The sequence below is a fragment of the Bacillus sp. USDA818B3_A genome (assembly GCF_009928415.1).
GTDB lineage: Bacteria > Bacillota > Bacilli > Bacillales > Cytobacillaceae > Neobacillus.
Window position 1 is genome coordinate 587,541 of the sequence record NZ_JAABNN010000003.1, and the last position, 26,855, is coordinate 614,395.

A 26,855-nucleotide genomic window follows, 5' to 3' on the forward strand; every position below is an offset into this window, starting at 1 on the left:
GATCTTTCACAGAAAACTACTCAACAAATTCAAACTCGAAGTCCATTAACTTAACGATATCCCCATCTTTTGCTCCTCTTTGTCTAAGGGCATCATCTACTCCAAAACCGCGCAGCTGACGTGCGAAACGGCGCACGGATTCTTCTCTTGAAAAGTCTGTCATCTTAAACAATCTTTCTAACTTTTCACCCGAGAGGACATAGGAACCATCTGGATCTCTTGTAATCGTAAAGGCATCCGGATCGGCTTCATGTTTATATAATACACGATGGACGCCGGTAACCTCTTCTTCATAATCAAGCGGGAACTCCGGAGTTTCCTCAATCTTATCGGCAATCGCATATAATAAATCACGCAGTCCTTGTCTAGTAAGGGCTGAAATTGGGAAGATCGGATAATCCTCTTCTAACTGCTCTTTAAACATCTCCAAATGTTCTTCTGCATCCGGCATATCCATTTTATTGGCCACAATGATCTGCGGACGTTCGGTCAATCTAAGGTTATAATCTTTTAACTCTTTGTTGATGGTTAGGTAATCCTCATATGGATCTCGTCCTTCGGTCGCTGCCATATCAATCACATGGACAATGACTCTTGTTCGTTCAATATGCCGCAAGAATTGATGACCCAGTCCTACCCCCTCACTAGCTCCTTCAATTAATCCAGGGAGATCGGCCATGACAAAGCTTCGGCCATCTTCTGTTTCTACCATTCCTAGGTTCGGAACAATCGTTGTAAAATGGTATTCAGCAATTTTAGGCTTTGCTGATGAAACAACGGATAGTAATGTCGATTTTCCTACACTTGGGAAACCAACAAGACCCACATCAGCGAGCAGCTTTAATTCAAGGATAACATCACGCTCTTGTCCTGGCTCACCATTTTCCGCTATCTCGGGAGCAGGATTTTGCGGGGTCGCAAAACGAGTGTTTCCGCGGCCGCCGCGGCCGCCTTTGGCAATAATCGCCCGTTGGCCGTGTTCCACTAAATCGGCAATAACCTCTTTTGTTTCGGCGTCAGTGACAACCGTTCCTGGCGGCACCTTGACAATCATATCCTGAGAGCCTCGGCCGTGCATCCCTTTGGACATGCCGTGTTCACCGCGCTCTGCTTTGAAATGACGCTTATAACGGAAATCCATTAAGGTACGAAGTCCTTCGTTTACTTCAAAAACAACATTGGCTCCTTTTCCGCCGTCCCCGCCAGCTGGACCACCATTTGGTACATATTTCTCACGGCGGAAGGCAACCATCCCGTTACCGCCGTCTCCGCCTTTAACATATATTTTGACTTGATCGACAAACATCTAATTCCTCCAGTCTTGCACAATGAATAAACTGATCGCAGTTCGTATTATTCTTTTAGTATGGGCATAAATAGCTCTAGCGAGAGCTCCGTTTCTGAAAATTCCTTAATGATTAAATCAATCTTTTTTTCAGATAGGAAGTTCTCGATCAGTTCTCTGTTACTTATTATTCCGCTAAAATCAAAAAAGAAACGAATCCCGTCTGATTGCGGTTCAATGGTAATCGATAAATTATTTTCTTGAAAGGGCTCAATCGCTTGGTTCAAACTCCAAAAAAAGTTGTTCGTCCAATTCGTGACAGCCAAATCATTAATTTTTGAGGACTCTGAATCAAACAGGACCTCATATTCCAACTTAAAAGAAGGATTCTCCCAGTTGGATTTTAACAGCAGCGCAGCAAATAAAGGCATATGTAAATTTGATAGTTTTGTTTCATGCTGGGCTTCAATCACAATCTCATCAATTACTTGTTTCACCCGGTCAATTCGATTTAAGTCCAGGTTCCCCTTAATTAGCTGCAGCTTGTTTAACCAATCATGCCGTGAGTGCCGGAGCACCTCAACAATATCCCATTCTTTCTCCATATGTACACTCCCACATTTAAGTGTTGACACTGTTTGCTGTAAGTATATCAAAAAAACAAACATGAGTAGACTTTTTTCGCTAAGAAATGTTGATAAGAGGCAAAAATTACTATGAAGAGTCCCTGAAGTGGAAAGCGAGAGGTATCTTTTTCAAGACAAAAAGAAAACTCTAACCAAACAGGTTAGAGTTTTCTAAGCAAACCTTAAGCCTCTTGAGCTACAGGATAAACACTTACTTGTTTGCGGTCACGACCTAAACGTTCGAATTTAACAACGCCGTCGACTTTTGCAAAAAGAGTATCGTCCCCACCGCGGCCAACGTTTTCACCTGGGTAAATCTTTGTACCGCGTTGACGGTAAAGGATAGAACCACCAGTTACAAATTGACCGTCTGCACGCTTAGCACCAAGGCGCTTCGCGATAGAGTCACGTCCGTTCTTTGTAGAACCTACTCCCTTTTTAGATGCAAACAATTGAAGATCTAATTTTAATAACATTTCATTCCACCTCCTGCTTTTTGAAGGTTATTTTAATGTGCTCTCCGTACTCTTCTTCTATCGTTCGTAATGAAACAGTCATCCCCTCAAGAAGAAGCTGAACTTTCTCATTTATGTCTACCGGAATATTTTCCGGGAGGACACAGCGGAGAAAGCCATCTCCTTGTTCAATCTCTGGAGTGATGCCTGTAATGGCATGCACGGCATTAATTGCCCCAACGGAAACTGCAGATGCTCCTGCACAGACAATGTCTTGTCCCCGATTGGCAAAAAAAGCATGACCGCTTATTTCAAACGATTGGATAGAGCCGGACTCAGTACGATAAATCGTAATGTTAATCATCTATGATTCAACACCTTACGCGTTGATTTTTTCGATGACAACTTTAGTGTAAGGTTGACGATGACCTTGTTTCTTACGGTTGTTTTTCTTCGCTTTGTACTTGAAAACAATGATTTTCTTCGCACGGCCTTGTTTTTCAACTTTAGCTGTAACAGTAGCGCCTGCAACAACAGGACTTCCAACTTTTACAGTTTCACCGCCAACGAAAAGAACCTTGTCAAAAGTAACTGTTTCACCAGCTTCAACATCTAATTTTTCGATGTAGATAGCTTGGCCTTCTTCAACTTTCAATTGCTTACCGCCAGTTTCGATAATTGCGTACATGAACTGCACCTCCTTATAAACTCAGACTCGCCAAATACAGGCGCTCATGCACTTTTTAAAGGCAAAAGACTTAGTACCTGGATTGTGCGGTTGTAGCACGGGTGCTACAAACATAACAGTAAGATGTTAACATAGATTGATTGAATGTGTCAATAGAATTTGGGTACTTCATTTTTTTAAGTCCTATTCCTTCAGTGCAAGTTCATCAGCATCCCCAAACTGATTTAGCTGATAATAATGCGGCAAAGCAGGCTGAAGGGTAAAATAAAGTTTAACCTTGAGCAGTTCTTCGAGCATATCTTTATGAGCCCCATCTACACCAAGCAGCATCTCTTTTACTTCCGGTGTTGTTTCGATGAGAACCGCCTCAAAATCGGCATGACGGTGCTCAATCAGCTCTCGTTCGAGCCGGAAAGCAACTGTTTCCGGACTAAGGATCCGGCCAGTCCCTTCACAGACGGGGCATTTATCTTTCAGTGCCTCTGAAATTGTCACCTTTGTCTTTTTCCTCGTGAGCTGAAGGATACCAAGCTCCGTGAATCCAATCATCTTGGTTCTTCTTTCATCTTTCGTTAATTCTTTTTCCATCGTATCGAGAATCGACTGCTTATCATGCTCCCGAGTCATGTCGATGAAATCAATCAGGACGATTCCGCCAATATCGCGAAGGCGAAGCTGCCTGACAATTTCTTTGGCCGCAAGCTGGTTCGTTTTTAGGACGGTTTCCTGGTAATCTGCCTTGCCAGAAAACTTTCCTGTATTTACATCTACGATCGTTAAGGCCTCTGTTTCATCAAAGATCAAGTAAGCCCCGTGGTCAAGCCAGACAATCCGCTTTAGTGCTTTATCGATTTCATGGTCTATTTTGTTCGTTGAAAAAATATTCTCTTTCCCATTGTAATAGGTAACTTTAATGTGTTTATTGAGCGGCTCAAGTAATTTTTTTAGAGAAATATCATCCACGAGTATTTCGCCGGACTTCATCCTGGCAGCTTGGGAGGAAATCCTATCAACAAAGGTATCTCTTTGAAAAATTAACCCGGGCTTTTTTAAGGATGAAGCTTTATGTAAGAGATGTTGGTATTGGTCTCTTAGTGTCTGAAGTTCGCTTGCAAGTTCTTCTTCTGAACTATAAATTCCAGAGGTCCGGATGATCAACCCTTCTTCATCGGTTTTTAACTGACTTCCGATTCGCCTTAGTGCCGATTTTTTCGATTCATCGGCGATCTTTTTTGATACCGCCACATATCGTCCCTGCGGCATATAAATAAGGTGATTCCCCTCTATTTCGATTATCCCCTTAACCTTTGGACCTTTGGGGCCTGTTGCGTCCTTCTCCACCTGTACCAGCATCTTTTCGCCTTGATGGACGAATGATGTGATATTCTTTTGTTTATCAGTGGACTGGACATAGGACGGGAGGACATTCCGGTTTAAATAGGCATTCTTCTCCTCACCGATATCAATAAAGGCAGCATTCATTCCCGGGAGGACCTTTGTGACGGTCCCAAAATAAATATTACCGACTAACGAGCGATTGCTTGGTCTGTCGATGACAATGGTTTCAACCCGGTTGTCTCTTAAATAAGCAAAGCGCTTTTCGCGCGAATTGTAATTCACAATTAAGGTTTCCAAATGACGTTTTCCTCACTTATTTACAATATATTAAACTAACCGTTGAGGACATTTCTTCTTGTATTTTCCTTCGATTGTCCTCAAGAGCAACCATTGAGGGCACTTTTTCACGGGTTCCCTTCTTGATTGTCCTCAAGTGCACTCATTGAGGACACTTTCTCACGGGTTCCCTTCTTGATTGTCCTCAAGTGCACTCATTGAGGACACTTTCTCACGGGTTCCCTTCTTGATTGTCCCCAATAACCTAACAAAAGACATCTTAACAAACCTTCACTTAATATATCCATGGAAGCCGTTATTGGGAACAGCGGTTACTCAATATCGACTCTCATGTTTATATGTTCTTAATGTACCTTTTGCAAGAGCCGCCTATCTGTTTAGGTTTTCTAATCACAGAAGAAGCGCTCGGTCTCCGGGCGCTTCTCCTGCTTTTATATATTATACCCTAATAATAGGAAAAAAGAAGGTCGCTGATTTTATCCGTCAGCCGCTTTTCGGTAAAATAAGCATGTAAGAGTTCATTTTCATCAAGCGTTCCGGTCTCCCTGCCATCTGCCTCCACAATAATTGGATGCTTGCAGCCCCGCTGGAATTTTTCGAGAACATGTATGACTAAGTCCTCTTCATTGGCTTGGATTGGCTTCAAATTGTCTGGGGACGATTTTTTTCCATAATAGCGCTCAAGTAAAAATCTCATAAAGATATAGCGGCGCTGCTTCCATTCATGGTAAAGCGAGAAAAACAGGAAGAAGATGACCACCCACACATTCAAGTGCAATGGTGCTGTTAACAAAATAATCATGGAAAACAACCCTAAGCCAATCAGCGATATCACCAAAGTCATTTGATGGGCCTTAGGAAATGAATCTTTTAAGGAAAGAAGCAAAAATACCAATTTCCCTCCATCCAGCGGCCAGACTGGAAAGAGGTTGAACACTAGAATCATCACATTATAATGGATGAATAATTGAAATAAATCCTCCGGGAGAATCTGCAGCGAAAATAGGCCGTAGGCAAGCGCAACCATCCAAACATGCTGCAGTGGACCGGCAAGAACGACAATCGTCTCTTCCTTCAGCGGGCGGTTACCGTGCTCATCCATTTCCGCCACCCCGCCAAACGGGAGCAGCGAAATTTTTTTAATTCTCCACGAAAAAAAAGAAGCTGCAGCAGCATGTCCCATCTCGTGTATAAAGATAATACCAAGAAGCATGGAGACCTCTAGAAAATGTGCTGTAGCGATTGATAACGCAATGACAATCCACAGCAAGGGATGGATTGAAATCAGTTTTAAAAGTGTAATCGCCCTATTCAAAGCGGATCACCTGGATAGGATCGATAAAATTATCGCCCTTTTTAATGGCAAAATAATATTTGCCCTTTGTCTTATCTTCATTCGCTGAGGTGGAAACCGTTCCAACTACTGCCCTTTTGTCAATATACTCATATAATTTAACCTTTACTTCGTCTAAATTACCGTACCATGTTTCTGATTGATCTGCATGCTGGATGATAATGGTTTTGCCTATTCCTTCTTTTACACCTACAAACGTAACAAGTCCATCATTAATCGCTTGAACGGCTGCACCCTTCCCTGTTTCAATCATAATGCCTTGGCCATTTTTTTCGAAGTTTTCAAGGATTTTTCCCATTGCTGGAACAGAGAAATTCTGATTCTCAGCTACTGTTTTTTCTTCCGCTTTATCACTATCTGTAAATGGCAGCAGCGCTAATGGTTTGCCGAACTTCTCTTCATACCAATTCGAGACTACAGCAAATTCAAAATCCTTGTCCATTTGACCTGTAATGAAGTCCCTGGCAGGATCGAGTTTTGCGGTATGATTACGAAATAAAATTGCTATCGCTAAGAATAGCAGTGCTGAGGCTAATATTTTGAAAAAGAAGACTTCCTTTTTAAAAAGCGGATGCCCCGCATCATCCCCTCCGTTTCCTGAAGGACTCATATTCTTAAAATCATAGTGATCATCCGCACCCGGCCAAGTAATTTGGCGTTCAGGCATTCGTTCTGGACCTTTTGAGTTATTCCCTTGTTCCTTTTTCCTTTTGGCGATACGCCGCCGTATTTCTTCCGGTGTAGACCGCGCCATACCCATCAACCCTTTTCCCGCTTTTTGTACAAGTTTATGTACGAGAATGAAAGAGTATGACTGTATAAAAAAAACCTGTCCATTATTTATCGGACAGGTTGGTAATTTAATTTATCTAACGCCAAAAAACTTTTTAAGTTTGGTAAAAACACCTTTGTTTGCTTCCTCAAGCGGCTGGAGCGGAATGGATTCACCAAGAATTCTTCTGGCGATATTCCGGTAGGCAATCGATGCTTTGCTGTTTGGATTAAGGGCAATCGGCTCACCGTGATTGGAGGCTTTAATGACCTCTTCGTCGTCGGCCACAATCCCCATCAACTCAATCGATAAATGCTGGGTAATTTCATCAATATCCAGCATATCGCCGCTCTTCATCATATGATTGCGAATCCGGTTGACGACTAATCTTGGTGCCTCCATATGCTGCTGTTTTTCAATCAGACCAATTATTCGGTCAGCATCACGAACAGCAGAAACCTCAGGCGTTGTCACAACAATCGCCTTATCAGCCCCTGCAATCGCATTTTGGAAGCCCTGCTCAATACCGGCCGGACAATCGATGATAATATAATCATAATCTTGTTTTAATTCGGTCATCAGTTCTTTCATTTGGTCAGGCGTAACGGCTGATTTATCAACAGTTTGTGCCGCTGGCAGTAAATATAATAAACCATCAAATCGCTTATCTTTTACCAAGGCTTGATGGATTTTACATCTTTTTTCGACTACATCGACCAAGTCATAAATAATTCGATTCTCTAAACCCATGACTACATCTAAATTTCGAAGACCGATGTCTGTATCTACTAAGCATACCTTTTTACCTTGAAGGGCTAATGATGTACCAATATTAGCAGAAGTAGTGGTTTTTCCCACTCCGCCCTTACCGGATGTAATTACGATTGCCTCTCCCACTTAAAGTCCCCCTTCGAATCTATTTAAATTCGGCCTTAATTGAACTAAAACTTGTAATCTATCAACAATGATCTGCCGGTTCTCATCTATGTATGCACATTCCATTTCCCGTGGTTCATTGTTTTCTGCATGATCGGGTGCACTATTAATTTGATCACTGATCCTTAACTGTGATGGTTTCATGCTAGACGCAGCAATGACTGCCTCCTCGTTGCCATAGCAGCCTGCATGCGCCACACCTTTTAATGTTCCCATGATAAAAATATTTCCGCCGGCGATAACTGTACCACCAGGGTTTACATCACCAATTAATAATAAATCACCAGGGGCTTCGAGCACCTGCCCTGAGCGGATAATTTTTGAAACGGTCTTTACCTCATGTTCTTTTTTTAGTTGTTCCGCTTCTTCCATCGTAATCACATTCGAAACAATATCATCTACGATTAAGTTCTTTTTCAGGCGGATTAATTCGTTTAATTCTTCCCGTTGCTCTTCGGTTATATAACGGTTGCCCATATTTACTTTTACATAAATAAGATTACGCTCATCCTGTGTACGGGAGTTTTCTGATAGCTTTTCATCTAGTTCCCTTTTCAGTTCTTGAAACGAACATGTATCGTCAAGATGAAGGACAAGGCCTTCCTTCGTACCTTTTATTGTAACATTTTGCCGCTTTTTCATGGAGAATTTTTCACCTCATAATAAGAAAACAATTTCGAAATAAACAGTCCATTGTCTTATTTCAAATCAAAGAATACAGATATTAAATAAAAATTCGACACGAAGGGTCCGTTCTCCTTTTTTTAAAAAAGAAAACTGTGATAGAACTATTCAGCCCGGATTGCTTCACTATGCTTTTCAAACAATCGTTTCAGTGGATATCCAAAAATAATAACAAACAAAGTATTTAAGAGTAGAGTTGGATAAAACCGTAAATCAATAAAGCTCATAAAGTCTAAATCTGTCACATCGATGAGATGGTCCATCTCATAAACGCCCACTTCTAATAACGCTATCCCGACAATCGAAACAAGGATGGCAATGAAAAAGTTGTTTTGCAGGATGTTCAGTAATTTGGACGCGATATAAACGACGAATGGAAAAAGAAATAAGTAGATCCCAATAATTTCAATATAAACAATATCAAACAAAAGACCGAAGATGGCAGCATAAATTAACCCTTTTTTCCGGCTGACGAATATCGCTAAAAATAACAGTGCAGCAAAAAGAAAGTGAGGGGCTATGATTTTATTATCGCCAAAAAGATTTGTTGGAACATATTGAACGAATAGGCTTTCAAATAAAAATAAAAACAGAAACAAAAGAGGAAGCAGGAATTTTTTCATTATTCCTCCTCCTCTGTCGTCGTATCGGTTTCATCAGCCTGTTTCATGATTCTTTTGGTGACAATCACGGTTTTGATATCGTAAAAGTCAGCTCCTGGCTTGACTAAAGCCGTTTGGTTCAATCCATATTGATCCTGCTTTACCTCAACCACTTTCCCGATCATTAAGCCCTTAGGGAAAACATCTCCCAATCCTGAGGTAATGACGGTCTGTCCTTTTTTGATTTCAGCACCAGAAGGAATGGCTTTGACTTGGAGTAATTTTTTCTTGTCATCATAGCCTTCAACAAGTCCATAGACATCTGTTTTCCCTTGGACGATAGCAGAAATCCGGTTCTTTGGATCATTTGAACTCAACAATTGGACAGTCGAGCTAAATTGCGTGACACTTTTCACTTTACCAATCAATCCGTTCGCAGTGACCACCGCCATATTTTTCTTGACTCCGTTTAATGTTCCTTTATCAATGATAATCATTTCATGCCAACGATCAGGGTTTCTTCCAATAACAGTTGCTGAGAGTGGATCATAGTCTCTCAGAGTTTTTGTTTCATCGAGAACGTCACGTAATTCTTTATTGTCTTTCTTCAGCTCCTGAACTTCTGCTTCAAGGCTGGCCAAATTTTCAATTCGTGATTTTAATGCTTTATTCTCTTCGTATGTATTGGTAAGGTCCTGGAGATTTTCAAAAAAGCCTGCAACATAGTTGGTAGGCTTTGCAACCAAAGATTGAACCCAGCCGGTTGTATCTTTAACAAATTGTTCCGGCCAGGTTAGTTTGCTTCTCTCCCGTAAAGAAAACCCAATCAATGCCACGAGAACGATAATGCTGACAAGCAAAATAATCAGTCGTTTATTCATAAAGAACTGTGGCATGATTATACACCTCTTTTTTTCTATATAGATAAGAAAGTAATAGTTTAATTAACACCCTTAACGTGTATCTCTAGCTTTGTTTTTAAACAGATGGATATGGTCGAGTGCTTTTCCTGTGCCGATAGCTACGCAATCAAGTGGATTCTCTGCAATTAACACAGGCATTTTTGTTTCTTCGCTAATAACCCTATCTAAATTGCGAAGCAGCGCACCTCCGCCAGTTAAGACAATCCCACGGTCCATAATATCGGCCGCAAGCTCTGGCGGTGTTTTTTCTAATGTGGCTTTAACAGCTTCTACAATCGCATATACTGTATCATTTAGAGCTGATGCAATTTCTTTTGCGGTAATTTCAATTGTCTTTGGCAGACCGGTTAATAAATCACGTCCGCGGATTTCCATATTTTCAATTCCTTCAGGCGTGCCGGCAGAACCAATCTCTACTTTAATTTGTTCGGCTGTGCGTTCCCCAATCATCAAATTGTAGTTTTTACGGATATAAGAAATGACGGAGTCGTCCATTTCATCCCCAGCAACCCGAATCGATTGGCTAGTCACAATTCCGCCTAAAGAGATAATCGCTACTTCTGTTGTACCACCGCCAATATCTACGACCATACTCCCGGTTGGCTCCCAAACGGGCAGGTTCGCACCGATAGCTGCCGCAAATGGCTCTTCAATCGTATAGGCATCCTTTGCTCCAGCTTGTCTTGTAGCATCAATAACGGCTCTTTCTTCTACCGCAGTAATCCCGGATGGCACGCAAACCATGACATAAGGCTTACCTGAAAAAAGATTGTTACTTTTTTGCGCTTGGCGGATATGGTATTTCATCATCGAAGCCGTCGTTTCAAAATCAGCGATGACGCCGTCCTTCATTGGTCTCATGGCAACAACGTTCCCCGGTGTCCGTCCAATCATATTTTTTGCGTCGTTACCAACTGCCACAATACTTTTTGTATCGGTCTGCATGGCTACTACGGATGGCTCACGCAAGACAATGCCTTTTCCTTTTACATAGACAAGGGTGTTGGCGGTTCCCAAGTCAATTCCAAGATCTCTAGGTCTAATTCCAAACATAATGTTGTATCTCCCTTTCTGATACGAAATGCACAAATTCCTATAGGCAGGTAATCACCTTAATTATCATGTCTTTTTTCGTACTATTTAAGTGTTTACTTTTTTAAAAACAGTCCTAAAAAATCATACCCAATATTATAACCCAACGTCAAATAATATCCTAGTGTTATAAATATCCTTTTTCTTTTAAGCTAACAAACTTGTTTTCACCGATGATAAGATGATCTAACAAATCAATGCCAATGATTTTCCCACACTCGACCAAACGCTTCGTAACTTCAATGTCTTCACGGCTTGGAGTAGGGTCGTAGGGTAGGGAGCATGCGCCTTACTTTGTCTCCAAAGTAGGTCTCACAGTCCCCCCCTCAGAACCGTACGTACACCTTTCAGCGTATACGGCTCGCCAGTTGATTTAAAGGAATTTGTTTTTCATGATGGTCGTGATGGCATTTGTAACAAAGGACAAGTGTTTTCGATTCCGTTCAATCATCTTCTTGTCCAAATATGTTAAATGCTTTTTATCCTTCAAGTCCTTTAATTTCCGAACATGATGGACTTCCATCTGACCTTCTGTTGTACCGCACGCTTCGCATTTGTTGGCTAATAATCGTTGTTCAAATTCTGTTCTACCTGAATATTTTACGGAGTTTACTAATACATCTGTTTCAGGTAAATCTACTTTAATTGCACCTTTTGGTTTCGGCAAATCTTTTAGTTTTACGAATTGATGTAATTTTTCATTGCCTTTATTATCCTTCCTTATCAAGCATAATACTCCCTGTTTATGAGTTCTCATGCTCGATGCTACTTTCATTGAGGTGCTTCTACGTTTATTAGCAATGGTTTTTATGAAACTACTTTCAGCTAAATAAAATAACTTATCAAGATGATGATAATTATTAGCCAGTTTGTAGTAGTTTGCAATTCCTCTTAGCTCAGCGTTATAGGTATAAAGGATTTCTAACTCCGAATTGTTTATAAGTTTGGCTCGGTGAATAATTTTAAAGTTGTCTAAATTTCCGTATCCGTTTGTTAAGGCAAATGCTTTTAATTTCTTTTCAGGTATTTCTAGCTTGATTGCCCCTGAGAGAGTCCTCTTTTTCAGCGGGTGTTTTTGATTTTTGTATAAAACCCTCGTGACCTTGGTCTCATTCCACTTGCAAAATTCATATCCAAGAAAAGGAATTGGATTTTCCAAATGTGTTATAAGAGTCTTTTCAACGCTTAGGTCAAGAAGAAGTTCCTCTTTGAGATAATTTTTGATTGCTTCCTTAATATTTATCGCACTTTCTTTGGAACCTGCTATTCCTACAACAAAATCGTCAGCGTATCGGACATATTTCATTCTTTGATAGTTTTTATCCATTGGGTCAACTGAAGGTATTTCTATTTGTTTCTGTTTCAGTTCTTGTATGTTTAGAATTAATTCCTCTCGACCCTTCCAGTCTGTATGTCCATTTCTTTTATCATGACTTTCTATTTTCCTTGATTTTGTCCTAATATCTGAACGGATTTTTGTGTAGTCTTTGTTTCTCTCTCTCAATTTCCCTTTATCGAACTTTTTCATTTGTCCTTCCATGAATTTGTCGAACTCATCAAGGTACATGTTCGCTAATAAAGGGGAGATGATTCCGCCTTGTGGTGTTCCGCTGTATGTTTTATGAAAAGTCCAATTTTCCATAACACCACTAGAAAGTGCATTGTGTATAAGAAGCAGGAATCGACAATCATTAATTTTCTTTGATATAAGTTTTAATAGTACAGTATGGTCAATGTTATCAAAGAAGCCTTTTATGTCACCTTCAATGCACCATGTTAGACCTTTCCATGTGTTCTTTATCTGTGAGAGTGCCGTGTGGCAACTTCTGCCTTCTCTGAATCCATGGGAATTTTCTGAGAATGTTGGTTCATATACGTTCTCTAAAATCATTCTCATGACTTCCTGTACTAGCTTATCCTTGAAGTTGGGAACTCCTAAGGGTCTCTTTTTACCATTTGCTTTAGGAATATAAACCCTTCTCACTGGAGCAAAACGGAATGTTCCAACCTTGAGTTCTTCGATAATTTCGTCAATCTTTTGTAAGCTGAATCCATCGATTGTTTCTTCTGATGTTCCTTTTGTTAGATTCCCTGAATTTGGGTACAATTTTGCATATGCCTTAATCCATAAATCTCTTTTGTACATGAGCCGATAACAATCCGTTATTATCTTTCCTTCTTTAGAAGCATTCCTTATAACGTCCAATTGTCGAAATGGATTTGTCGCCATATTCATGACTCCTTTCCTATTGACGTTAACATCAACCTGTCTCCCTTCCCCCTGCTAAACTCATTACAAGCAAACGTTGGGTACTACGGAGACTCCGTTACCATATGCAATTTTCATAGACCTACGTCTAATAGCCAAATGGCACTTGCACTTAGGTAATCCCTGCATTATACATAATTTTAGAAACGTGATGGTTAGGTATCCCTTTCGATGGTTTCCTCTAGTGGAGGATTGAAGGACAAACCTTACTATGGACAGGAAAGCGGCGATTTCCAATGGACGCTCCGGAGATACGTCCCCCATTTTGTCCTCATTGCCTGTTAACTATCGTAGACAAAGGCGCACCCATCGCTCATTCATCTAGGATTCAAGCAGTATAGCTTTTACCGTACATCACTTGGTCTGAAGAACTGACTCGACTTTAGATAGTTTTGTCGTCTTTTCTCCTTTTCACATCATGCTCTGTTCCCTCTACGGGTTTCCCCTCAAGGTAAGATGCTGACCATAGAACATTGTAAGGAGTTCTAGATTTCCTTAGAAATCACTAAAATTACGCACCTTACAGGCGCACTCCACTGGGGTGATTATGCAGCGCAATAATCGATGCTGCTGAACGCTTTAAGGCCTCGCGGAACACCTCTCGAGGGTGCACTATCGAGGCATTTAAGCTGCCGATAAAAACAGTTTGTTTATGAATGACCTGATTTTTCGTGTTTAAAAATAAACATACGAAATGTTCCTGAGTCAAAAAGCGCATATCATTCATGACATACTTCGCTCCGTCTTCCGGTGAGCGTATCACATAGCGATCTGTGTAATTGAGATTAGCGATCCTTCTGCCAATCTCTACGGCTGCGAGGATCTGAATCGCCTTTGCAGAGCCAATCCCTTTGATTTCCGTCATTTCTTCTAGGGTAGCCGCCTTTAACAGGCGCAGCCCCTCAAAGTGGGTCAGAAGCCGATTGGATAATTGCAGAACCGATTCGTCCTTTGTGCCCGTTCGTAGCAAGATTGCAATCAGCTCATGATTCGATAGGCTTTGCGGGCCATGTTTAACAAAGCGCTCTCTCGGTCTTTCGTCTTGCGGAAAATCACGGATCATTAATGAATTAGTGGACACTTCTTTTCCTCCCTTTTTAACGGGAGTCTTTTCTAATATGGCAACTGGTAGCCTGCTTTCTTTAATTCGCGGATGGTCCGTGCCACAGGCAGGCCGACAACCGCAAAATAATCTCCATTTATTTTTTTGACAAGCATGCTGCCAAACTGCTGAATTCCGTAGGCACCTGCTTTGTCAAATGGTTCACCACTTTGCACATAAGCGTTGATTTCTTTATCTGTTAACTCCCAAAACCATACTTCTGTTCTTTCATAGAATCTAGTCGTACCTGTTGCAGAAACGATTGCAACACCAGTGAATACTTCGTGCTTCCGGCCTGACAACTTTTTTAACATGTGAATGGCTTCTGCTTCATCTGCTGGCTTTCCTAAGATTTGCTGATCCGCGACGACAACCGTGTCGGAGCCGATAACAAAGGCGTCTTGATTTTGTTGAGAGACGACCTGTGCTTTACGTTCAGCCAGCTCCATTACTACTTCGTCAGGGGAGAGTCTAGGATCAAAGCTTTCATCAACATCACTGCTTGAAATCGTGAATGATAAGCGGAGATTTTCTAGAAGTTCTTTTCGCCGTGGAGAAGAAGAGGCTAAAATGAGGTTTTGCATTCGATCACCTTACCTTTTGCATTTTGTATAGGGAGATACATGCTAATCGTATCAGAAATTGTCCAAGCAAACAATTTTAATATATTTAAATTTTGAAGATTATTGTCAAATTATGCAAGTTTTTGATTAAAACAGAAATAAGCCCCGCCAACTAGGTCAGAGCATTGAAAAAGTCATATAAATTTTATTTACGGACTAACTTGGCTGTTGAATTCCGCTCCAGGCACAAGCGGTTCGTGGGCCTGCCGGGGAGCCTCCTCGCCGCTAAAGCGCCTGCGGGGTATCCCCAGCCCCGTACTCCCGCAGGAGTCTGCGTGCCTTCCGCTCCAATCAACAGACGTTCTTTTAAATAGGCAAATTTATCAATAGGACTTTTTCAGTACCTCTCAAATTGGCAAGACTTATTTCCCGGAAAATATCAAGGATTGTCGATTATAATGCATAAAAGGCATTTAAAAATTTTAATAGGTGCTGCTGGGCTTCATTTAAGCTCTCGGAATCTTTGGATTTTTGAAAGGATTTTACCTTAGCTGACGCATTGCTTAATTCTGTTTTCAATGTTTTTACTTTCGCATTCTTTAGACCACTCGCAGGCAATTGTTTATCCATACTAGCGATAGCCTTTGTTGATTCTTCAGATAAGCTATTATTTATTAGCGCAGTTGAAGTGGCTGATGATAAGGTCTGATAGATTGAAAGTGCATTTTCAAGGAAGGCCTTCTCTTTGGCATTTACATCCGTTACTTCTTTTTCATCAAGTAATAGGGGCTTGGCAAAGACCTCATTGACACCATCTGCTTTATATTGATTGCCAAGTGATTTGGCTGTTTCAATAGAATCCGCAACCCCGAGGAATAGAAATTGTTTCCCGCTTATTTCAACCAATTGGGTTGGCATTCCTTTTGCGGCAACTTGAGTAGATGTTTCCTTGGCGCCTTCCTTCGAGGTGAACACCCCTCCTTGGATCACATAGGTCGTCATCTGCTCTAAGGTGACCGTGTTTGTTTTTTCTCCCGTTTCTTCAACCGGTGTGGTAGTTCCTTGCTCCGCTATAGTTGAGATCGTTTCGGTTCCATTATTATCTGAAGGTCCTGTGATGAACAATTTCAACATAACCACACCAATGGTAGTGCCTATTAATATTGCGAAGGCAGCTGAGATAAGAATGGATACGAAATTACGATCCTTTTTCTTTTTTTGATTGGTTGAAAAGGTGGTTATTTTGGGGAGGCTGGCTTTTTGGGATTTTTTATTAGGTACGATTGAAAATTCTTCTATATCCTGATCGGAGGATTCTGGAATAATCCAGTCGAAGCTTTCATCAACAGATTCCTGTGTTGCTGCCGTTTCTAAAAATACATCTGAGTCCAATTCTTCCGAATTTATTTTTATTACTCTTGGAGCAGTATCAATGATAGGTTCGGGTTCGGGTTCGATTTTCTTTGGTTCTTCCTGGTAGGCCTGGGATTCTCCATTTAATTTGATCTTGATCGTATTGCCTTTGTTAGGCTTGTCCACTGTTTGTACTCCTCTCTCTATCGAAGGGTCATTGGATACATCCTAACATAGAGGCAAAAAAAAATAACAAGACTTTTGTCGTCTTGTTATCGTAGAGTTTCGTCAAATTGTTTTTTAGTTCGTCATTGTTTTAACTATGGCTGTGTTGTTGCGGTTGTGTCTGGGAACTCGCTTAGTGGATTTTCCTTGCCAGCTGGTGCCGGGGAATCTATTTTTGGCAGCTGTGCAACTAGGTCCGTTAAACCAGGCATATAAAATGCTGAAAATGTCAGGCTATAGCTTAGTGGCTGGGTTTCTTGAACCAAACTAGTTATTTCTTGACCTCCTGAATAACTAATAGATTCAATCACTACAATCCGCTGTAATGATTCTAGTGTTTCAATGAACTTCTCTAGATCCTTATAAGTTGGAGATTCGACTTTCAAAGAAACAGTTAGCTTTTTTAATGCAGGAGTTTGAGCTGCTGCTGTTTGTTGATCAGTTGTTTGTTGTGTGGTTGTATTTTGTGCTGTTGGACTTTTGTTAGTTGTTGCTTGCGTACCAGACGTTTGCTGATTACTTGTGTTGGTGTCTGCGGATGCCGTACTGACATCAACATCTTTTGAAAAACCCATTGAACTTATTTTACTATTGGAAAGTGTTTCTGCTTTCTCAAGGTCTAAAATTAGCTGTTCTTGAAGCGGCTTTACAGGGAGTTTCTTTTGTAACTCTTTTGTATCTTCAGCTGTTTGACTGGTCGTTTCAGCATTTTTTTCACTTATAGTTTCAAGCAATTTTTGTTCCGATTCCAATGACTGCTGTTTTACACTTAGTTCTGATTTCAAGGGTGAAAGAGAAAAGAACTGAGCATAAACGAAGATTAGAACTAACAAAAGAGCACCGGCAGCCAGTATCCATTTATCTTTTTTAGAGAAATGAAGCTTCATGAACCGGTCACTCCTTTATCAGTCTTGCTTTTGTTAATTTCTTTTTTCACGTACTCTTTATCCAACTTGATTTCAAATTGGCCTGTGTAACGCGGAAGAACATTTACATTCGTTTCAGTACCAGTTACCGTGTTCGTTGTAGCCACTGTATTTGTATTGGTTATTGTTGTCGTAGCTGCAGTACCTTGGACAGCGTTAGTTGTACCCGCAGTGTTTTGACTGCTGCCACTTGTAGTTGTCTCATTTTCTTCCACAGTCTGACCAGCAGTCGTCTGACTTGTAGCTGCATTACTAGTATCGTTGGCAGTACCAGCTGTTGTATTTGTTGAAGTAGTCTGATTTGTTGCCGTAGTTGACGTACTTGTCGTATTCGTTTGACTCGCTGTACCTGCACTAGTACTTGTCGCAGTAGTTTCAGATGTAGATAATGAGCTTAAGCTCGCTTCTGAGATCCATTTAGAATCCTCGAGATCATCTAAGAAGTACGCCGCCTCACGGGCACTATCAAATTGAACGGTTAAGGCTATGGTACCCGCTTCCGTATAAGCAAAGCTTTGGATAAAACCGCGCTCTGGCAAAAGCGAAGTCAGGTGCTGCATAACCGGTATTGTTTGGATTGGATAGTCACTCGCCCAGTCAATCGCACTTTTCAATTGACTAACTGAATTGGCTGCTTCTGCAGTGCTACTCGTTTTTTCTTGATTTTCTGCCACTTTCTTTGTCATGGCAATTTGTTGGTCTAAGGAAGCCACTTCACTTTTAATGGTATTGATTTGCCAAAGGTAAAAAGCACCGACAAGGATTATAATCAACAGTAAACTTGAAAGCGCAATGATAAGTTTTACTTTTTTCGGTTCTTTTTGGGGAAGCAGGTTAATTTCGACTAGCATTATTGCACCCCTTTTAGAGCGAGACCTAGAGAAAGAAATAAACTGATAGGAGTCTGAGTTATATTTCCTTTTGTTTCTGTTTCAAGTGAAATCACATCGACAGGAATTTCAAATCGCTCTTTCATTTCATCATAGATGGCTTGAAGCATTGGGTGATCACCGTTTAAAAGAAACTTGGTAATATCATGCTGTTCACTATTTAAGGAATAACGATAAAAGTCGATTAACTTGTTTATCTCTCTAAGAATATCCTCAAACTGGATTACCAGTTCATCCATATCACCTTTGTATTTGTAGACCAATCCACCCAAAAGATCTTTTTTGATATCCCAACTGTCAACGTTAAACGGTAAAGCAAATTGCCGCATGACTAATGGAATATTATCTTGAAAAACAGATAAATTCACACTGGTTAAATCAAATTGCACAGAGAAAAGGACTTCATTTACACTTGCTCTGTCCATTTGATAGTACAAACGGTATAAAGCAAGCGGGGAAATATCCGCTGCAACTGGATCTAATTTATGCTTTGAGAATAACTTAGCATAGTCCATCACATGCTGTTCCGGCGCTGCAAATAACAATAAATCCCTCGTTTCCCCACTACCTTCGAGTGGATAATAATCAAAAACTGGTTCTTCAAAAGGCAAGTGGATACTAGAACCAAGCTCCAAATACAGGTATCCCTGAATTTCATCGTCCTGAATTTCAGCAGGAACAGATACTTTTCGGATAATGACCAGTTGGTCTGGTACCAGGAACCGAACTTGACGCCGTTGAATCTTCCAATCATTGATACACTCATCTATTATGTTTTCCAAGGAATTCAGATCGGTAATTTTCCCTTCTATAATGATTCCGGGCGGCAAAAAGCGCTCAAACCATCTCTGAGCAACGGGAGGATTCACCTGTTTTAATTCAAGCATACGAATTGAATGATCATTGAATACTATATTGATAATTTTGTTTTTAGAAGAAAACAGGGAAAAAGCCACAGAAACAACCCCTTAGTTAGAATCCTTGATGAAGGAATTGTAAATATAATTCAATTATTTTCGATCCCCAATAATAAGCAGTTAATGTTCCAGCTGTTATAAATGGTACAAATGGAATAGGCTGACGCCTTTTAACAATTCTAAATAATAAAGCCAAAATGCCAATAACGGCACCATATAACGTTGAAACAAAGAATGATATAAGAACAAGTTTGAATCCTAATACAAATCCTAATAAGGCATACAGTTTTACATCACCAAACCCCATTCCGCCCTTACTAACCAGGGCGATCATTAGGAGAAGGGCAAATCCCGAAACTGATCCTAATAAACTGTCCCACCACGGGGTTAACGGCCAAATGATTCTCTCCAATAAAAAAAACCCTGCAAACCAAATCAGAATTTTATCAGGGATGATCATATAGTGTATATCTGATACAGTGATAATCATAAACAATGAGATTAGTGTAAGGGCAACGACTAATTCTCCGGACCAACCAATTATTAATGGTGCTGTCATAAATAGTAGGCCTGTAAGAAGTTCAAAAGTTGGGTAGATTGGAGAAATCCGCGACTTGCAGCCGCGGCATTTCCCCTTTTGAAGCAAATAGGAAATCACTGGTATTAGTTCATATACCTTTAATTGATGACCACAGTTTGGACAAGCTGACCTTGGAACAACTATCGATTTACTTATTGGTACTCGTAATCCGACTACATTAAAGAAGGAACCTAATGTTATCCCATAAATAAATAATAACAAAGATAATAAAATATTATATATAATCATTAGCTAGGGTTATTTATTACTACTCCTCGTTTTAACGCACTAGGAACAACGCCTAGTTTACCACCTGTTTGAACACCTCTAACATTTGTAACAAGTTTTACCTCAGTAACTTCACCATTTACAATTTTAACATATGATGTTTTTGCAGTACCGTCAAAAGTACTATCTTGTGTAGTAGTATTTCCTGGAATATAGTTTTCTCCTGAATCTGGACTCTCAATTGGTTCAATAAATTTTTGAGTTTGAAGATAGCCTAAAGGTAAATAAACAGTGCCTGTTTGCAAATTAACATCAGTAGTAATAGCCATCTTAGCTGAGTTAACCATTTGCTGTGCATTAGCCACATGAGCATCTTTTTTAGTGTTATCAATCAATCCTAAAATTGACGGTACTGCAATAGCAGCAATAATTCCTAAAATAACAATAACAGCAAGCAATTCAATCAAAGTCAAACCACGTTGATCTTTTAACCTATTCTTTAAATTTTGAATCATATAATACATCTCCTTTATGGTTCTATGAACCTAGTAATATTGTCTCTTGTAGTATACATTAATTTACAATGGTATGAAAAGAACTTTTTTGGGTATTTTGTCACTTTATAACGTTTAATTAATTTATTTGCCGCATTATTGATTAAGTTGTTGAAATTGGTCGAACATTGCGAGCTGAGGCATCATAATTGCAGCAACAATGGTACCTACAATCCCAGCTAGAAATACAATCATTAACGGCTCTATCATTGATTTAAGTCTATCTGTTCCAGTATCAACTTCTTTTTCATAAAACTCAGCAATTTTAGATAGCATTGCGTCTAATGCACCAGTTTCTTCTCCAATTAAAATCATTTGTGTCACAAGGGGAGGAAAGGCCCAATGTTGCTGCATTGGTTCAGTCATCGATTGACCTTTTTCAAGAGTATCACGCGATTCCCGAATTACCTTTGCAAGAACTTCATTTTCAACAACTTTTTCAACAATTGACATTGCCTGAAGAATAGGAACAGAACTTGAAAATAAAGAACTAAGGGTTCTCATCATCCGGGCAAGCGCGGCCTTTTGTAATAAATTCCCGAATATAGGCATCTTTAAAAGACAGAAATCTAAATAGTATTTAGTTTGACCATTACTTTTAAGATAAGTAATGATAAGAACTATACCAATAATTAGTAGTACCAGTAACCACCAAAAAGATTGCATAAAATTACTTGAAGAAACAACAAATTGTGTAATTGCTGGAAGCTTCCCACCCATATCTGCAAACATGCTTACAAAAGTTGGTACTACTACTACAAGTAAAAAGATAACTACAGCAAGTGCAATAACTCCAACTACGGCAGGATATGAAAGAGCCGAGATTATCTTCTGCTTAGTATAGTGTTGTTTTTCAAAGTGCTCCGCCAAACGGTCAAGCGTTTCATCTAAGTTACCGCTGATCTCTCCAGCTTTAACAAGATTAATAAACATTTGATTGAATATTTTTTTATGTTTTGAACAAGCATCTGATAATTGATTTCCTTCTCTTAATTCCTGTTCAACATCGAGTAAAGCCTTCTTTAAGACCTTACTTTCGGTTTGTACCGCTAAAATGGATGTAGCATCAACAACTGTAACTCCCGCCTTAATTAGAGTTGCAAACTGTCTTAAATAAATCACAAAATGTTGCAGCTTCACGGCATTGCCGAAAGATAAATGTAAGTCTTTGGTCAAGAAGGTTTCGGGTACTTCGGTTATTTCAATTACCCTACACCCCTCTTCCTTAAGCTTAAGCATCGCTTCCCGCTTAGAGCCCGCATTTATAGTGCCCTGACGTTTTCCTCTTCGATCGCGACCAGAGTATTTAAATCTAGCCATTCATGATCATTTTTTCATGTAGATATTGTGATGCCACTTCTTTTTGAATTACATTTCGATCAAGGAGTTCTTTAATACTCATCTCAAGGGTATGCATTCCTTGGGCACGTGAGGTCTGCATTGTACTTTGAATCTGATGAATCTTTTCATTTCGAATTAGGTTTGCAATTGCTGCATTGTTGACCAATATCTCAGTAGCTGCTTTTCTCCCCTTCTTATCCACAGTAGGAAAAAGACGCTGTGATATAACCCCTACCAATACAGAAGCCAATTGAATACGAATTTGCGCCTGTTGTTCTGATGGAAACACGTCAATAATCCGGTTAATAGTGGTAGGAGCACTTGAGGTATGCAATGTTCCTAGTACTAAATGACCTGTTTCCGCTGCAGTAATAGCAATGGACATGGTTTCTAAGTCCCGCATCTCTCCAACCAAAATAACATCAGGGTCTTGACGAAGTGCTGCCTTTAATCCGCTAGCGTAATTATTTGTGTCAAACCCGACTTCACGCTGATCAATGATGGAATTTCCATGACGATGTAAATATTCAATTGGATCTTCAAGCGTAATAATGTGCTTACGCATGGTGCGGTTCATATAATCAATCATAGAAGCAAGGGTTGTAGATTTTCCACTCCCTGTAGGGCCAGTTACGAGAATGAGCCCTTGGGGTTTTTCCACTAGCTTAGAAACAATACCTGGCAAATCTAATTCTTCAATAGTTGGAACTTTGGAGGCAACTACCCTTAAAGCAATCGAAATACTTTTTCTCTGATGATAGGCGTTTACACGAAACCTGGAGCTGCCCGGAACTCCGTACGAGAAGTCGAGCTCTCCCTTACTTATAAACGTATCCCATAAATGCTCAGGAATAATAGCTTTTGCCATCCCTTCTGTATCAGCAGGCAATAATTTATCAGTACCGTATCTTCTCAGATCACCATTTATTCTCATTACAGGAGGGACCCCGACCGTTAAGTGCACATCAGATGCTTTATATTCAACGGAAGCCCTTAAGATAGTATCAATTTTATCTTTCATCACTTGTTCTCCTACTCCAGAATGGCTACTTTTAATACTTCTTCTGTTGTTGTTAAACCTTGTTTCACTTTTATTAATCCATCATCAAGCAAAAATATTGTTTTATTTTTCACAGCAAGTTCCTTAATTGATTTAAAAGATTCACCGTTCATCATTGCCCGACTCATATCATCATTAATGACCAGTACCTCATGGAGGGCGACCCTGCCTTTATAACCGGTCATGTTGCAAGAAGCGCACCCCTTTGCACGCGTTATTTTCTCGATTTTCATTCCGCGTTTTGAAAAAATCTCAATTTCACGTTTTGTTGGTTCTTGGGTTTCAGCACAATCACGGCAAACCTTACGGACAAGACGCTGTGCAACGACCCCACTCAAAGAGGAGGCTAATAAAAATGGTTCAACTCCCATGTCCATCAATCTTGTAACGGTCCCAATTGAGTCATTTGTATGAAGCGTGCTTAGTACTAAGTGACCCGTTAGCGAAGCTCGGATCGCCACATCAGCTGTTTCCTTATCACGTATTTCCCCAACCATAATAATGTTTGGATCTTGACGTAGAATCGAGCGTAGCCCTGCTGCAAAAGTCATTCCAACATTAGAATTGACTTGAATTTGGTTAATCCCCTCCAATTGATATTCAACGGGATCTTCAATCGTAATAATATTAACAGCCTCACTATTTAGCTTATTTAGCGTTGCATAGAGGGTCGAGGATTTACCTGAGCCTGTTGGACCTGTAATAAGAACGATACCTGTGGGCTTTTCAATCATTTCTATAAACCTTTTCATATTTAATGAATTAAAGCCAAGTTTATCTAAATCATTTAATGTTGATCCCATATCGAGTAGCCGCATAACAATTTTTTCGCCGTAAACTGTCGGCAATGTGGAAACACGGAGGTCGACGGGATGAAAGTCTAAATTCAACTTAATCCTTCCATCTTGTGGAACTCGATGCTCAGTTATATCTAGATTAGACATAATTTTGATTCTTGCAGTCAGTACACTTTGCATTGTTTTCGGGAGAACCCGCTCATTACGCAGAACACCGTCGATACGATAACGAACGACCACTTTGTTCTCTTGAGGGTCGATGTGTATATCGCTTGCTCTTTGAATCACTGCATTTGACAAGATCTGATTCACTAAGCGGACAATAGGTGAGTTTTGATCTGTTGCATCATTATTCCTATTACTATCGTTTTGTGGCAGTTCATCAAGTAATTCATCGAGTCCGTCATCGACATTATAATATTTATTAATTGCTCGAAGAATATCGTCTTTTGTAGAAATGGCTGGTTCTACCTGGAACCCGGTGGATAATCGTAAATCATCAATTACGATAAAATCCATAGGATTTGCCATGGCAACAAATAGTTTATTAGCTTCTTTTTTTAAGGGAATGATTAAATTTCGACGAGCTGATTCTTTTGAAATAAGCGAAAATAGATTAGTATCAAATGGATATTGAAATAAGCTGACATGCGGGATTCCCAATTGGAGTTCTAGCACTTCCACTAACTGCTGCTCTGTTAGATAGCCTCTTTGTATCAGAGCATCACCGATTTTTTGACTGGGTTCTTTTTCATTAAGGGTAGACTGAAGTTGCTCTTCTGTTATCAGTCCCTCTTCAATCAACAAATCACCTAGTCGTTGTCGTGTATTCCTCATAAAACATCCCATCTCCTATTTTTCTTGTTCATTAGCTTTGCCCCAAATATCACTATTAGTAGGATTTTGTTGAGTAGAGGATGATGTCGTTTGATCTGCAGCTGCACTTTCGGTTGTTTGGCTATTTGTTGCAGCTCCATTGTTTGCTGTTCCAGTAGACGTATTTGCAGTTGACTGGCTGCCAAATAATCCATGAATTTCAACTTGGTAAACTGGAGGATAATAGTCTTCAGAGATGAATTCACTTTTAATTAAACTACTTCCTTGATAAACATCCCGGTACAGTTTTACTACTATTCCTGCTACTCCCTTTGTCTGTATTTCCGTTTTTCCAGGAATGAGTTGTGGGCTATATTGAACAATGGTCTTTGCCTTTAATTCTTGTTTGTCTTTTAAGCTAACCTGATAGTCGTAAGCAAACTTTTGCCCTTTTAGGGTAACTATTAAATGATTGTTTTCAAGCTGTAATTCAAGGCTGTATCTAGTCTTATTAGGATTAGTGATAACTAAATCAGCTCTCTTGCTTGAATCTACCTTCGCTTCATTTCCTAGCTTTGCGTATTCTGGAAGTGTTCTTCCTATATTTCTTTCTATAATAGAGAAGTTGGAAGGTAAAATAGCTTGATAAATTCCTGTAGCCATTACATTTAACGATTCAGAAGATGTAATTTTGTGATCTTGCACGAAATCTAACAATGAGAAGGTTGTGTTTTCTTTGATTTCAATTTTGTTTACCTTCTCGATAAGATTTGGCAAATCAACAGGAAGGTCAGTCATTGTTACTGTTGCAACATTTAAAATAACATCTTTCTTTATATTGTCATTCAATAGATAATCATTATAAATGTCAAAAGAGTTGGTACCTGATCCGAAAAGCGCTGCCGTACTATTTAAGCTGTTCATCAGCTTTTCTATATCAATATCACTGGTTTTGGCTTGTGGAAAAAGTATTTCTACCTGTTCTTCTACCTGCACTTTATCGACTGTGATGAAGGCTGAATTTTTTTGCCCGTCCTTTAGCGAGTTAATGGTTTGTGTAGCATCTAAATGAAATTGATTCATATCAACCGAAGCCGACTGTTCTCCGTATTCCAGCTTAAATGAACTAGTTTTTAGCCAATCAATGTACTTTTCCTCAAGAAGAGTCGTAGCTTCTTGTTCTGTCTTTCCAGAGATATCTAATGCTCCAATCGTTGTTCCATCTGAGAATTTACCATTTTTGTTAATTATGGTTTCATATGCTTTAGCCCCAAAATGCGAAAAACTAAACATAAATGCTGTACTGAAAAACAGGACAACAAATAGTTTAATTAGCTGCCGATATTTATCCAAGATCCTAAGCCCCCTTCATCCAACACTTGATTACTTCTGAATACTAATCTTTTCCTTTGTAGAATCCTCAAGTTCAACAGCCACTTCTTTTTCAGCAAGAAGAAAATCAAATAGAGAATCATCTAACTGATTATCGGGTTCTTCATTTTGCAAAGGGATTTTCTCCTCCAAGTTTAAAGGTTGTAAGTCTTCTACGTCCTCCAACTTTTCTTCCTGTTTAAATTCATTCTCAATTTCTATTAAGCTTTCAATCTCCGAAAGATAGTCTTCTTCCGGCTTATCTAATTCTATTTCTTTATTTTCATAATTTTCTGGAGGAAACATAATGGGGTTATCTAGATTAATTATTTCTGATTCTCTATCAATTTCTAACAAGTCATTCATTTTGAGTGAAGAATTAGAATCTGCTAACAAATCATTTTCCAAATTAAAATTAGTAGCAATGGGTAATAATGCTTCTTTATTAAGTTCCAACAAAATATCATCTTTAATACCCGTAGAACTTTGACTAAGTTGATGTTGAGCTACTACGATTTCAGCATTAATCCCATAAACTTCCTTATCCGCCTTAATAATAAACGGCTCCATTCGACTATTCATAAGGTAAGTAGCAATACAAATAAGCGCAAAAGTTATTAGGCCCGTCTCCCAAATTGGTAATATTTTTAGAGCTAAAAGTCCAACAAGTGATAAAAGAAAGCTAGTAATAACCACTAAAACTTTTCCTTTAAGAGAATATCCTATTGGTATAAAAAAGCTAATCAACATTAGAACAACCATAGAACTAATGGCCCATATCATTGTTTGCATCCATACACTCCACCTTATA

At 39.6% G+C, this 26,855-nt stretch carries 25 protein-coding genes, 3 pseudogenes and 1 other annotated feature; all 28 genes and pseudogenes read right to left on the minus strand.

Annotation, left to right across the window (positions count from 1 at the left end):
* Positions 1–16: 16 nt before the first annotated feature.
* The gene (gene obgE / locus GXK58_RS09270) at positions 17–1,306 is read right to left on the minus strand and encodes a GTPase ObgE (protein ID WP_160721955.1); all 1,290 of its coding nucleotides are present in this window, start codon (positions 1,304–1,306) and stop codon (positions 17–19) included.
* Positions 1,307–1,353: 47 nt separating this feature from the next.
* Positions 1,354–1,890: a Spo0B C-terminal domain-containing protein gene (locus tag GXK58_RS09275; RefSeq protein ID WP_160721957.1), complete on the minus strand. Its 537-nt coding sequence runs from the start codon at positions 1,888–1,890 to the stop codon at positions 1,354–1,356.
* Between the two features lie 203 nt (positions 1,891–2,093).
* On the minus strand, positions 2,094–2,387 hold the full coding sequence (gene rpmA, locus GXK58_RS09280) for a 50S ribosomal protein L27 (RefSeq protein ID WP_160721959.1): 294 nt from the start codon (positions 2,385–2,387) through the stop codon (positions 2,094–2,096).
* A gap of 1 nt (position 2,388) precedes the next feature.
* Positions 2,389–2,730: a ribosomal-processing cysteine protease Prp gene (locus GXK58_RS09285; RefSeq protein WP_160721961.1), complete on the minus strand. Its 342-nt coding sequence runs from the start codon at positions 2,728–2,730 to the stop codon at positions 2,389–2,391.
* A gap of 15 nt (positions 2,731–2,745) precedes the next feature.
* Positions 2,746–3,054 (minus strand): 50S ribosomal protein L21, encoded by a 309-nt coding sequence (gene rplU / locus GXK58_RS09290; RefSeq protein ID WP_160721963.1) that lies wholly within the window; start codon positions 3,052–3,054, stop codon positions 2,746–2,748.
* 13 nt (positions 3,055–3,067) lie between these two features.
* Positions 3,068–3,156 (minus strand) — a sequence feature (ribosomal protein L21 leader region).
* 81 nt (positions 3,157–3,237) lie between these two features.
* Positions 3,238–4,689 (minus strand): Rne/Rng family ribonuclease, encoded by a 1,452-nt coding sequence (locus tag GXK58_RS09295; RefSeq protein WP_160721965.1) that lies wholly within the window; start codon positions 4,687–4,689, stop codon positions 3,238–3,240.
* Between the two features lie 445 nt (positions 4,690–5,134).
* Positions 5,135–6,004 (minus strand): M50 family metallopeptidase, encoded by an 870-nt coding sequence (locus tag GXK58_RS09300; RefSeq protein WP_160721967.1) that lies wholly within the window; start codon positions 6,002–6,004, stop codon positions 5,135–5,137.
* Entirely contained in the window at positions 5,997–6,797 is an 801-nt protein-coding gene (locus GXK58_RS09305) for a M23 family metallopeptidase (protein ID WP_202171324.1), read from the minus strand. Before GXK58_RS09305 ends, GXK58_RS09300 begins: the two co-directional genes overlap by 8 nt.
* Before the next feature lie 111 nt (positions 6,798–6,908).
* Positions 6,909–7,712 (minus strand): septum site-determining protein MinD, encoded by an 804-nt coding sequence (gene minD / locus GXK58_RS09310; protein WP_160721969.1) that lies wholly within the window; start codon positions 7,710–7,712, stop codon positions 6,909–6,911.
* Positions 7,713–8,393, minus strand: coding sequence for a septum site-determining protein MinC (minC, locus tag GXK58_RS09315; RefSeq protein WP_160721971.1), 681 nt, complete (start codon positions 8,391–8,393; stop codon positions 7,713–7,715).
* A gap of 146 nt (positions 8,394–8,539) precedes the next feature.
* On the minus strand, positions 8,540–9,058 hold the full coding sequence (mreD, locus tag GXK58_RS09320; protein WP_160721973.1) for a rod shape-determining protein MreD: 519 nt from the start codon (positions 9,056–9,058) through the stop codon (positions 8,540–8,542).
* Positions 9,058–9,933 (minus strand): rod shape-determining protein MreC, encoded by an 876-nt coding sequence (gene mreC, locus GXK58_RS09325; protein ID WP_160721975.1) that lies wholly within the window; start codon positions 9,931–9,933, stop codon positions 9,058–9,060. The genes mreD and mreC overlap by 1 nt, the downstream gene beginning before the upstream one ends.
* 57 nt (positions 9,934–9,990) lie before the next feature.
* Positions 9,991–11,013, minus strand: a complete 1,023-nt coding sequence (locus GXK58_RS09330; protein ID WP_160721977.1) for a rod shape-determining protein — start codon at positions 11,011–11,013, stop codon at positions 9,991–9,993.
* 166 nt (positions 11,014–11,179) lie between these two features.
* Positions 11,180–11,320 (minus strand): annotated as a pseudogene (locus GXK58_RS09335) (JAB domain-containing protein); the annotation flags it as partial.
* A gap of 79 nt (positions 11,321–11,399) precedes the next feature.
* Positions 11,400–13,282, minus strand: a pseudogene (locus GXK58_RS09340) (reverse transcriptase domain-containing protein).
* Between the two features lie 571 nt (positions 13,283–13,853).
* Positions 13,854–14,384, minus strand: a pseudogene (gene radC / locus GXK58_RS09345) (RadC family protein); the annotation flags it as partial.
* A gap of 50 nt (positions 14,385–14,434) precedes the next feature.
* The gene (locus tag GXK58_RS09350) at positions 14,435–15,007 is read right to left on the minus strand and encodes a Maf family protein (protein ID WP_160721979.1); all 573 of its coding nucleotides are present in this window, start codon (positions 15,005–15,007) and stop codon (positions 14,435–14,437) included.
* A 432-nt stretch (positions 15,008–15,439) separates the two neighbouring features.
* Positions 15,440–16,525, minus strand: a complete 1,086-nt coding sequence (locus tag GXK58_RS09355) for an SPOR domain-containing protein (RefSeq protein WP_160721981.1) — start codon at positions 16,523–16,525, stop codon at positions 15,440–15,442.
* Positions 16,526–16,659: 134 nt separating this feature from the next.
* A complete protein-coding gene (locus tag GXK58_RS09360; RefSeq protein ID WP_160721983.1) occupies positions 16,660–17,451 on the minus strand; it encodes a pilus assembly protein PilO in 792 nt (263 codons plus the stop codon).
* Positions 17,448–18,341, minus strand: a complete 894-nt coding sequence (locus GXK58_RS09365) for a PilN domain-containing protein (RefSeq protein WP_160721985.1) — start codon at positions 18,339–18,341, stop codon at positions 17,448–17,450. The genes GXK58_RS09360 and GXK58_RS09365 overlap by 4 nt, the downstream gene beginning before the upstream one ends.
* On the minus strand, positions 18,341–19,336 hold the full coding sequence (gene pilM, locus GXK58_RS09370) for a type IV pilus biogenesis protein PilM (protein ID WP_160721987.1): 996 nt from the start codon (positions 19,334–19,336) through the stop codon (positions 18,341–18,343). The genes GXK58_RS09365 and pilM overlap by 1 nt, the downstream gene beginning before the upstream one ends.
* A gap of 16 nt (positions 19,337–19,352) precedes the next feature.
* A complete protein-coding gene (locus GXK58_RS09375) occupies positions 19,353–20,126 on the minus strand; it encodes a prepilin peptidase (RefSeq protein WP_160721989.1) in 774 nt (257 codons plus the stop codon).
* Positions 20,126–20,620: a type II secretion system protein gene (locus GXK58_RS09380; RefSeq protein WP_160721991.1), complete on the minus strand. Its 495-nt coding sequence runs from the start codon at positions 20,618–20,620 to the stop codon at positions 20,126–20,128. The genes GXK58_RS09375 and GXK58_RS09380 overlap by 1 nt, the downstream gene beginning before the upstream one ends.
* Positions 20,621–20,755: 135 nt before the next feature.
* Positions 20,756–21,979, minus strand: a complete 1,224-nt coding sequence (locus tag GXK58_RS09385) for a type II secretion system F family protein (RefSeq protein ID WP_160721993.1) — start codon at positions 21,977–21,979, stop codon at positions 20,756–20,758.
* Positions 21,972–23,021: a type IV pilus twitching motility protein PilT gene (locus tag GXK58_RS09390; RefSeq protein WP_160721995.1), complete on the minus strand. Its 1,050-nt coding sequence runs from the start codon at positions 23,019–23,021 to the stop codon at positions 21,972–21,974. The genes GXK58_RS09385 and GXK58_RS09390 overlap by 8 nt, the downstream gene beginning before the upstream one ends.
* An 11-nt stretch (positions 23,022–23,032) precedes the next feature.
* On the minus strand, positions 23,033–24,694 hold the full coding sequence (locus GXK58_RS09395) for a GspE/PulE family protein (protein ID WP_160721997.1): 1,662 nt from the start codon (positions 24,692–24,694) through the stop codon (positions 23,033–23,035).
* Between the two features lie 15 nt (positions 24,695–24,709).
* Positions 24,710–26,026: a VanW family protein gene (locus GXK58_RS09400; protein WP_160721999.1), complete on the minus strand. Its 1,317-nt coding sequence runs from the start codon at positions 26,024–26,026 to the stop codon at positions 24,710–24,712.
* Between the two features lie 30 nt (positions 26,027–26,056).
* Positions 26,057–26,836, minus strand: coding sequence for a hypothetical protein (locus GXK58_RS09405; RefSeq protein ID WP_160722001.1), 780 nt, complete (start codon positions 26,834–26,836; stop codon positions 26,057–26,059).
* Positions 26,837–26,855: the final 19 nt, after the last annotated feature.

Coding starts and splice junctions, on each gene's coding strand:
- GXK58_RS09385 (WP_160721993.1), bottom strand. CDS start 21,979: ATGGCTAGATTTAAATACTCTGGTCGCGATCGAAGAGGAAAACGTCAG.
- rpmA (WP_160721959.1), bottom strand. CDS start 2,387: ATGTTATTAAAATTAGATCTTCAATTGTTTGCATCTAAAAAGGGAGTA.
- GXK58_RS09285 (WP_160721961.1), bottom strand. CDS start 2,730: ATGATTAACATTACGATTTATCGTACTGAGTCCGGCTCTATCCAATCG.
- GXK58_RS09390 (WP_160721995.1), bottom strand. CDS start 23,021: ATGAAAGATAAAATTGATACTATCTTAAGGGCTTCCGTTGAATATAAA.
- GXK58_RS09375 (WP_160721989.1), bottom strand. CDS start 20,126: ATGATTATATATAATATTTTATTATCTTTGTTATTATTTATTTATGGG.
- rplU (WP_160721963.1), bottom strand. CDS start 3,054: ATGTACGCAATTATCGAAACTGGCGGTAAGCAATTGAAAGTTGAAGAA.
- mreD (WP_160721973.1), bottom strand. CDS start 9,058: ATGAAAAAATTCCTGCTTCCTCTTTTGTTTCTGTTTTTATTTTTATTT.
- GXK58_RS09305 (WP_202171324.1), bottom strand. CDS start 6,797: ATGGCGCGGTCTACACCGGAAGAAATACGGCGGCGTATCGCCAAAAGG.
- GXK58_RS09350 (WP_160721979.1), bottom strand. CDS start 15,007: ATGCAAAACCTCATTTTAGCCTCTTCTTCTCCACGGCGAAAAGAACTT.
- obgE (WP_160721955.1), bottom strand. CDS start 1,306: ATGTTTGTCGATCAAGTCAAAATATATGTTAAAGGCGGAGACGGCGGT.
- mreC (WP_160721975.1), bottom strand. CDS start 9,933: ATGCCACAGTTCTTTATGAATAAACGACTGATTATTTTGCTTGTCAGC.
- GXK58_RS09330 (WP_160721977.1), bottom strand. CDS start 11,013: ATGTTTGGAATTAGACCTAGAGATCTTGGAATTGACTTGGGAACCGCC.
- GXK58_RS09275 (WP_160721957.1), bottom strand. CDS start 1,890: ATGGAGAAAGAATGGGATATTGTTGAGGTGCTCCGGCACTCACGGCAT.
- minC (WP_160721971.1), bottom strand. CDS start 8,393: ATGAAAAAGCGGCAAAATGTTACAATAAAAGGTACGAAGGAAGGCCTT.
- GXK58_RS09360 (WP_160721983.1), bottom strand. CDS start 17,451: ATGAAGCTTCATTTCTCTAAAAAAGATAAATGGATACTGGCTGCCGGT.
- GXK58_RS09395 (WP_160721997.1), bottom strand. CDS start 24,694: ATGAGGAATACACGACAACGACTAGGTGATTTGTTGATTGAAGAGGGA.
- GXK58_RS09380 (WP_160721991.1), bottom strand. CDS start 20,620: ATGATTCAAAATTTAAAGAATAGGTTAAAAGATCAACGTGGTTTGACT.
- GXK58_RS09365 (WP_160721985.1), bottom strand. CDS start 18,341: ATGCTAGTCGAAATTAACCTGCTTCCCCAAAAAGAACCGAAAAAAGTA.
- GXK58_RS09405 (WP_160722001.1), bottom strand. CDS start 26,836: ATGCAAACAATGATATGGGCCATTAGTTCTATGGTTGTTCTAATGTTG.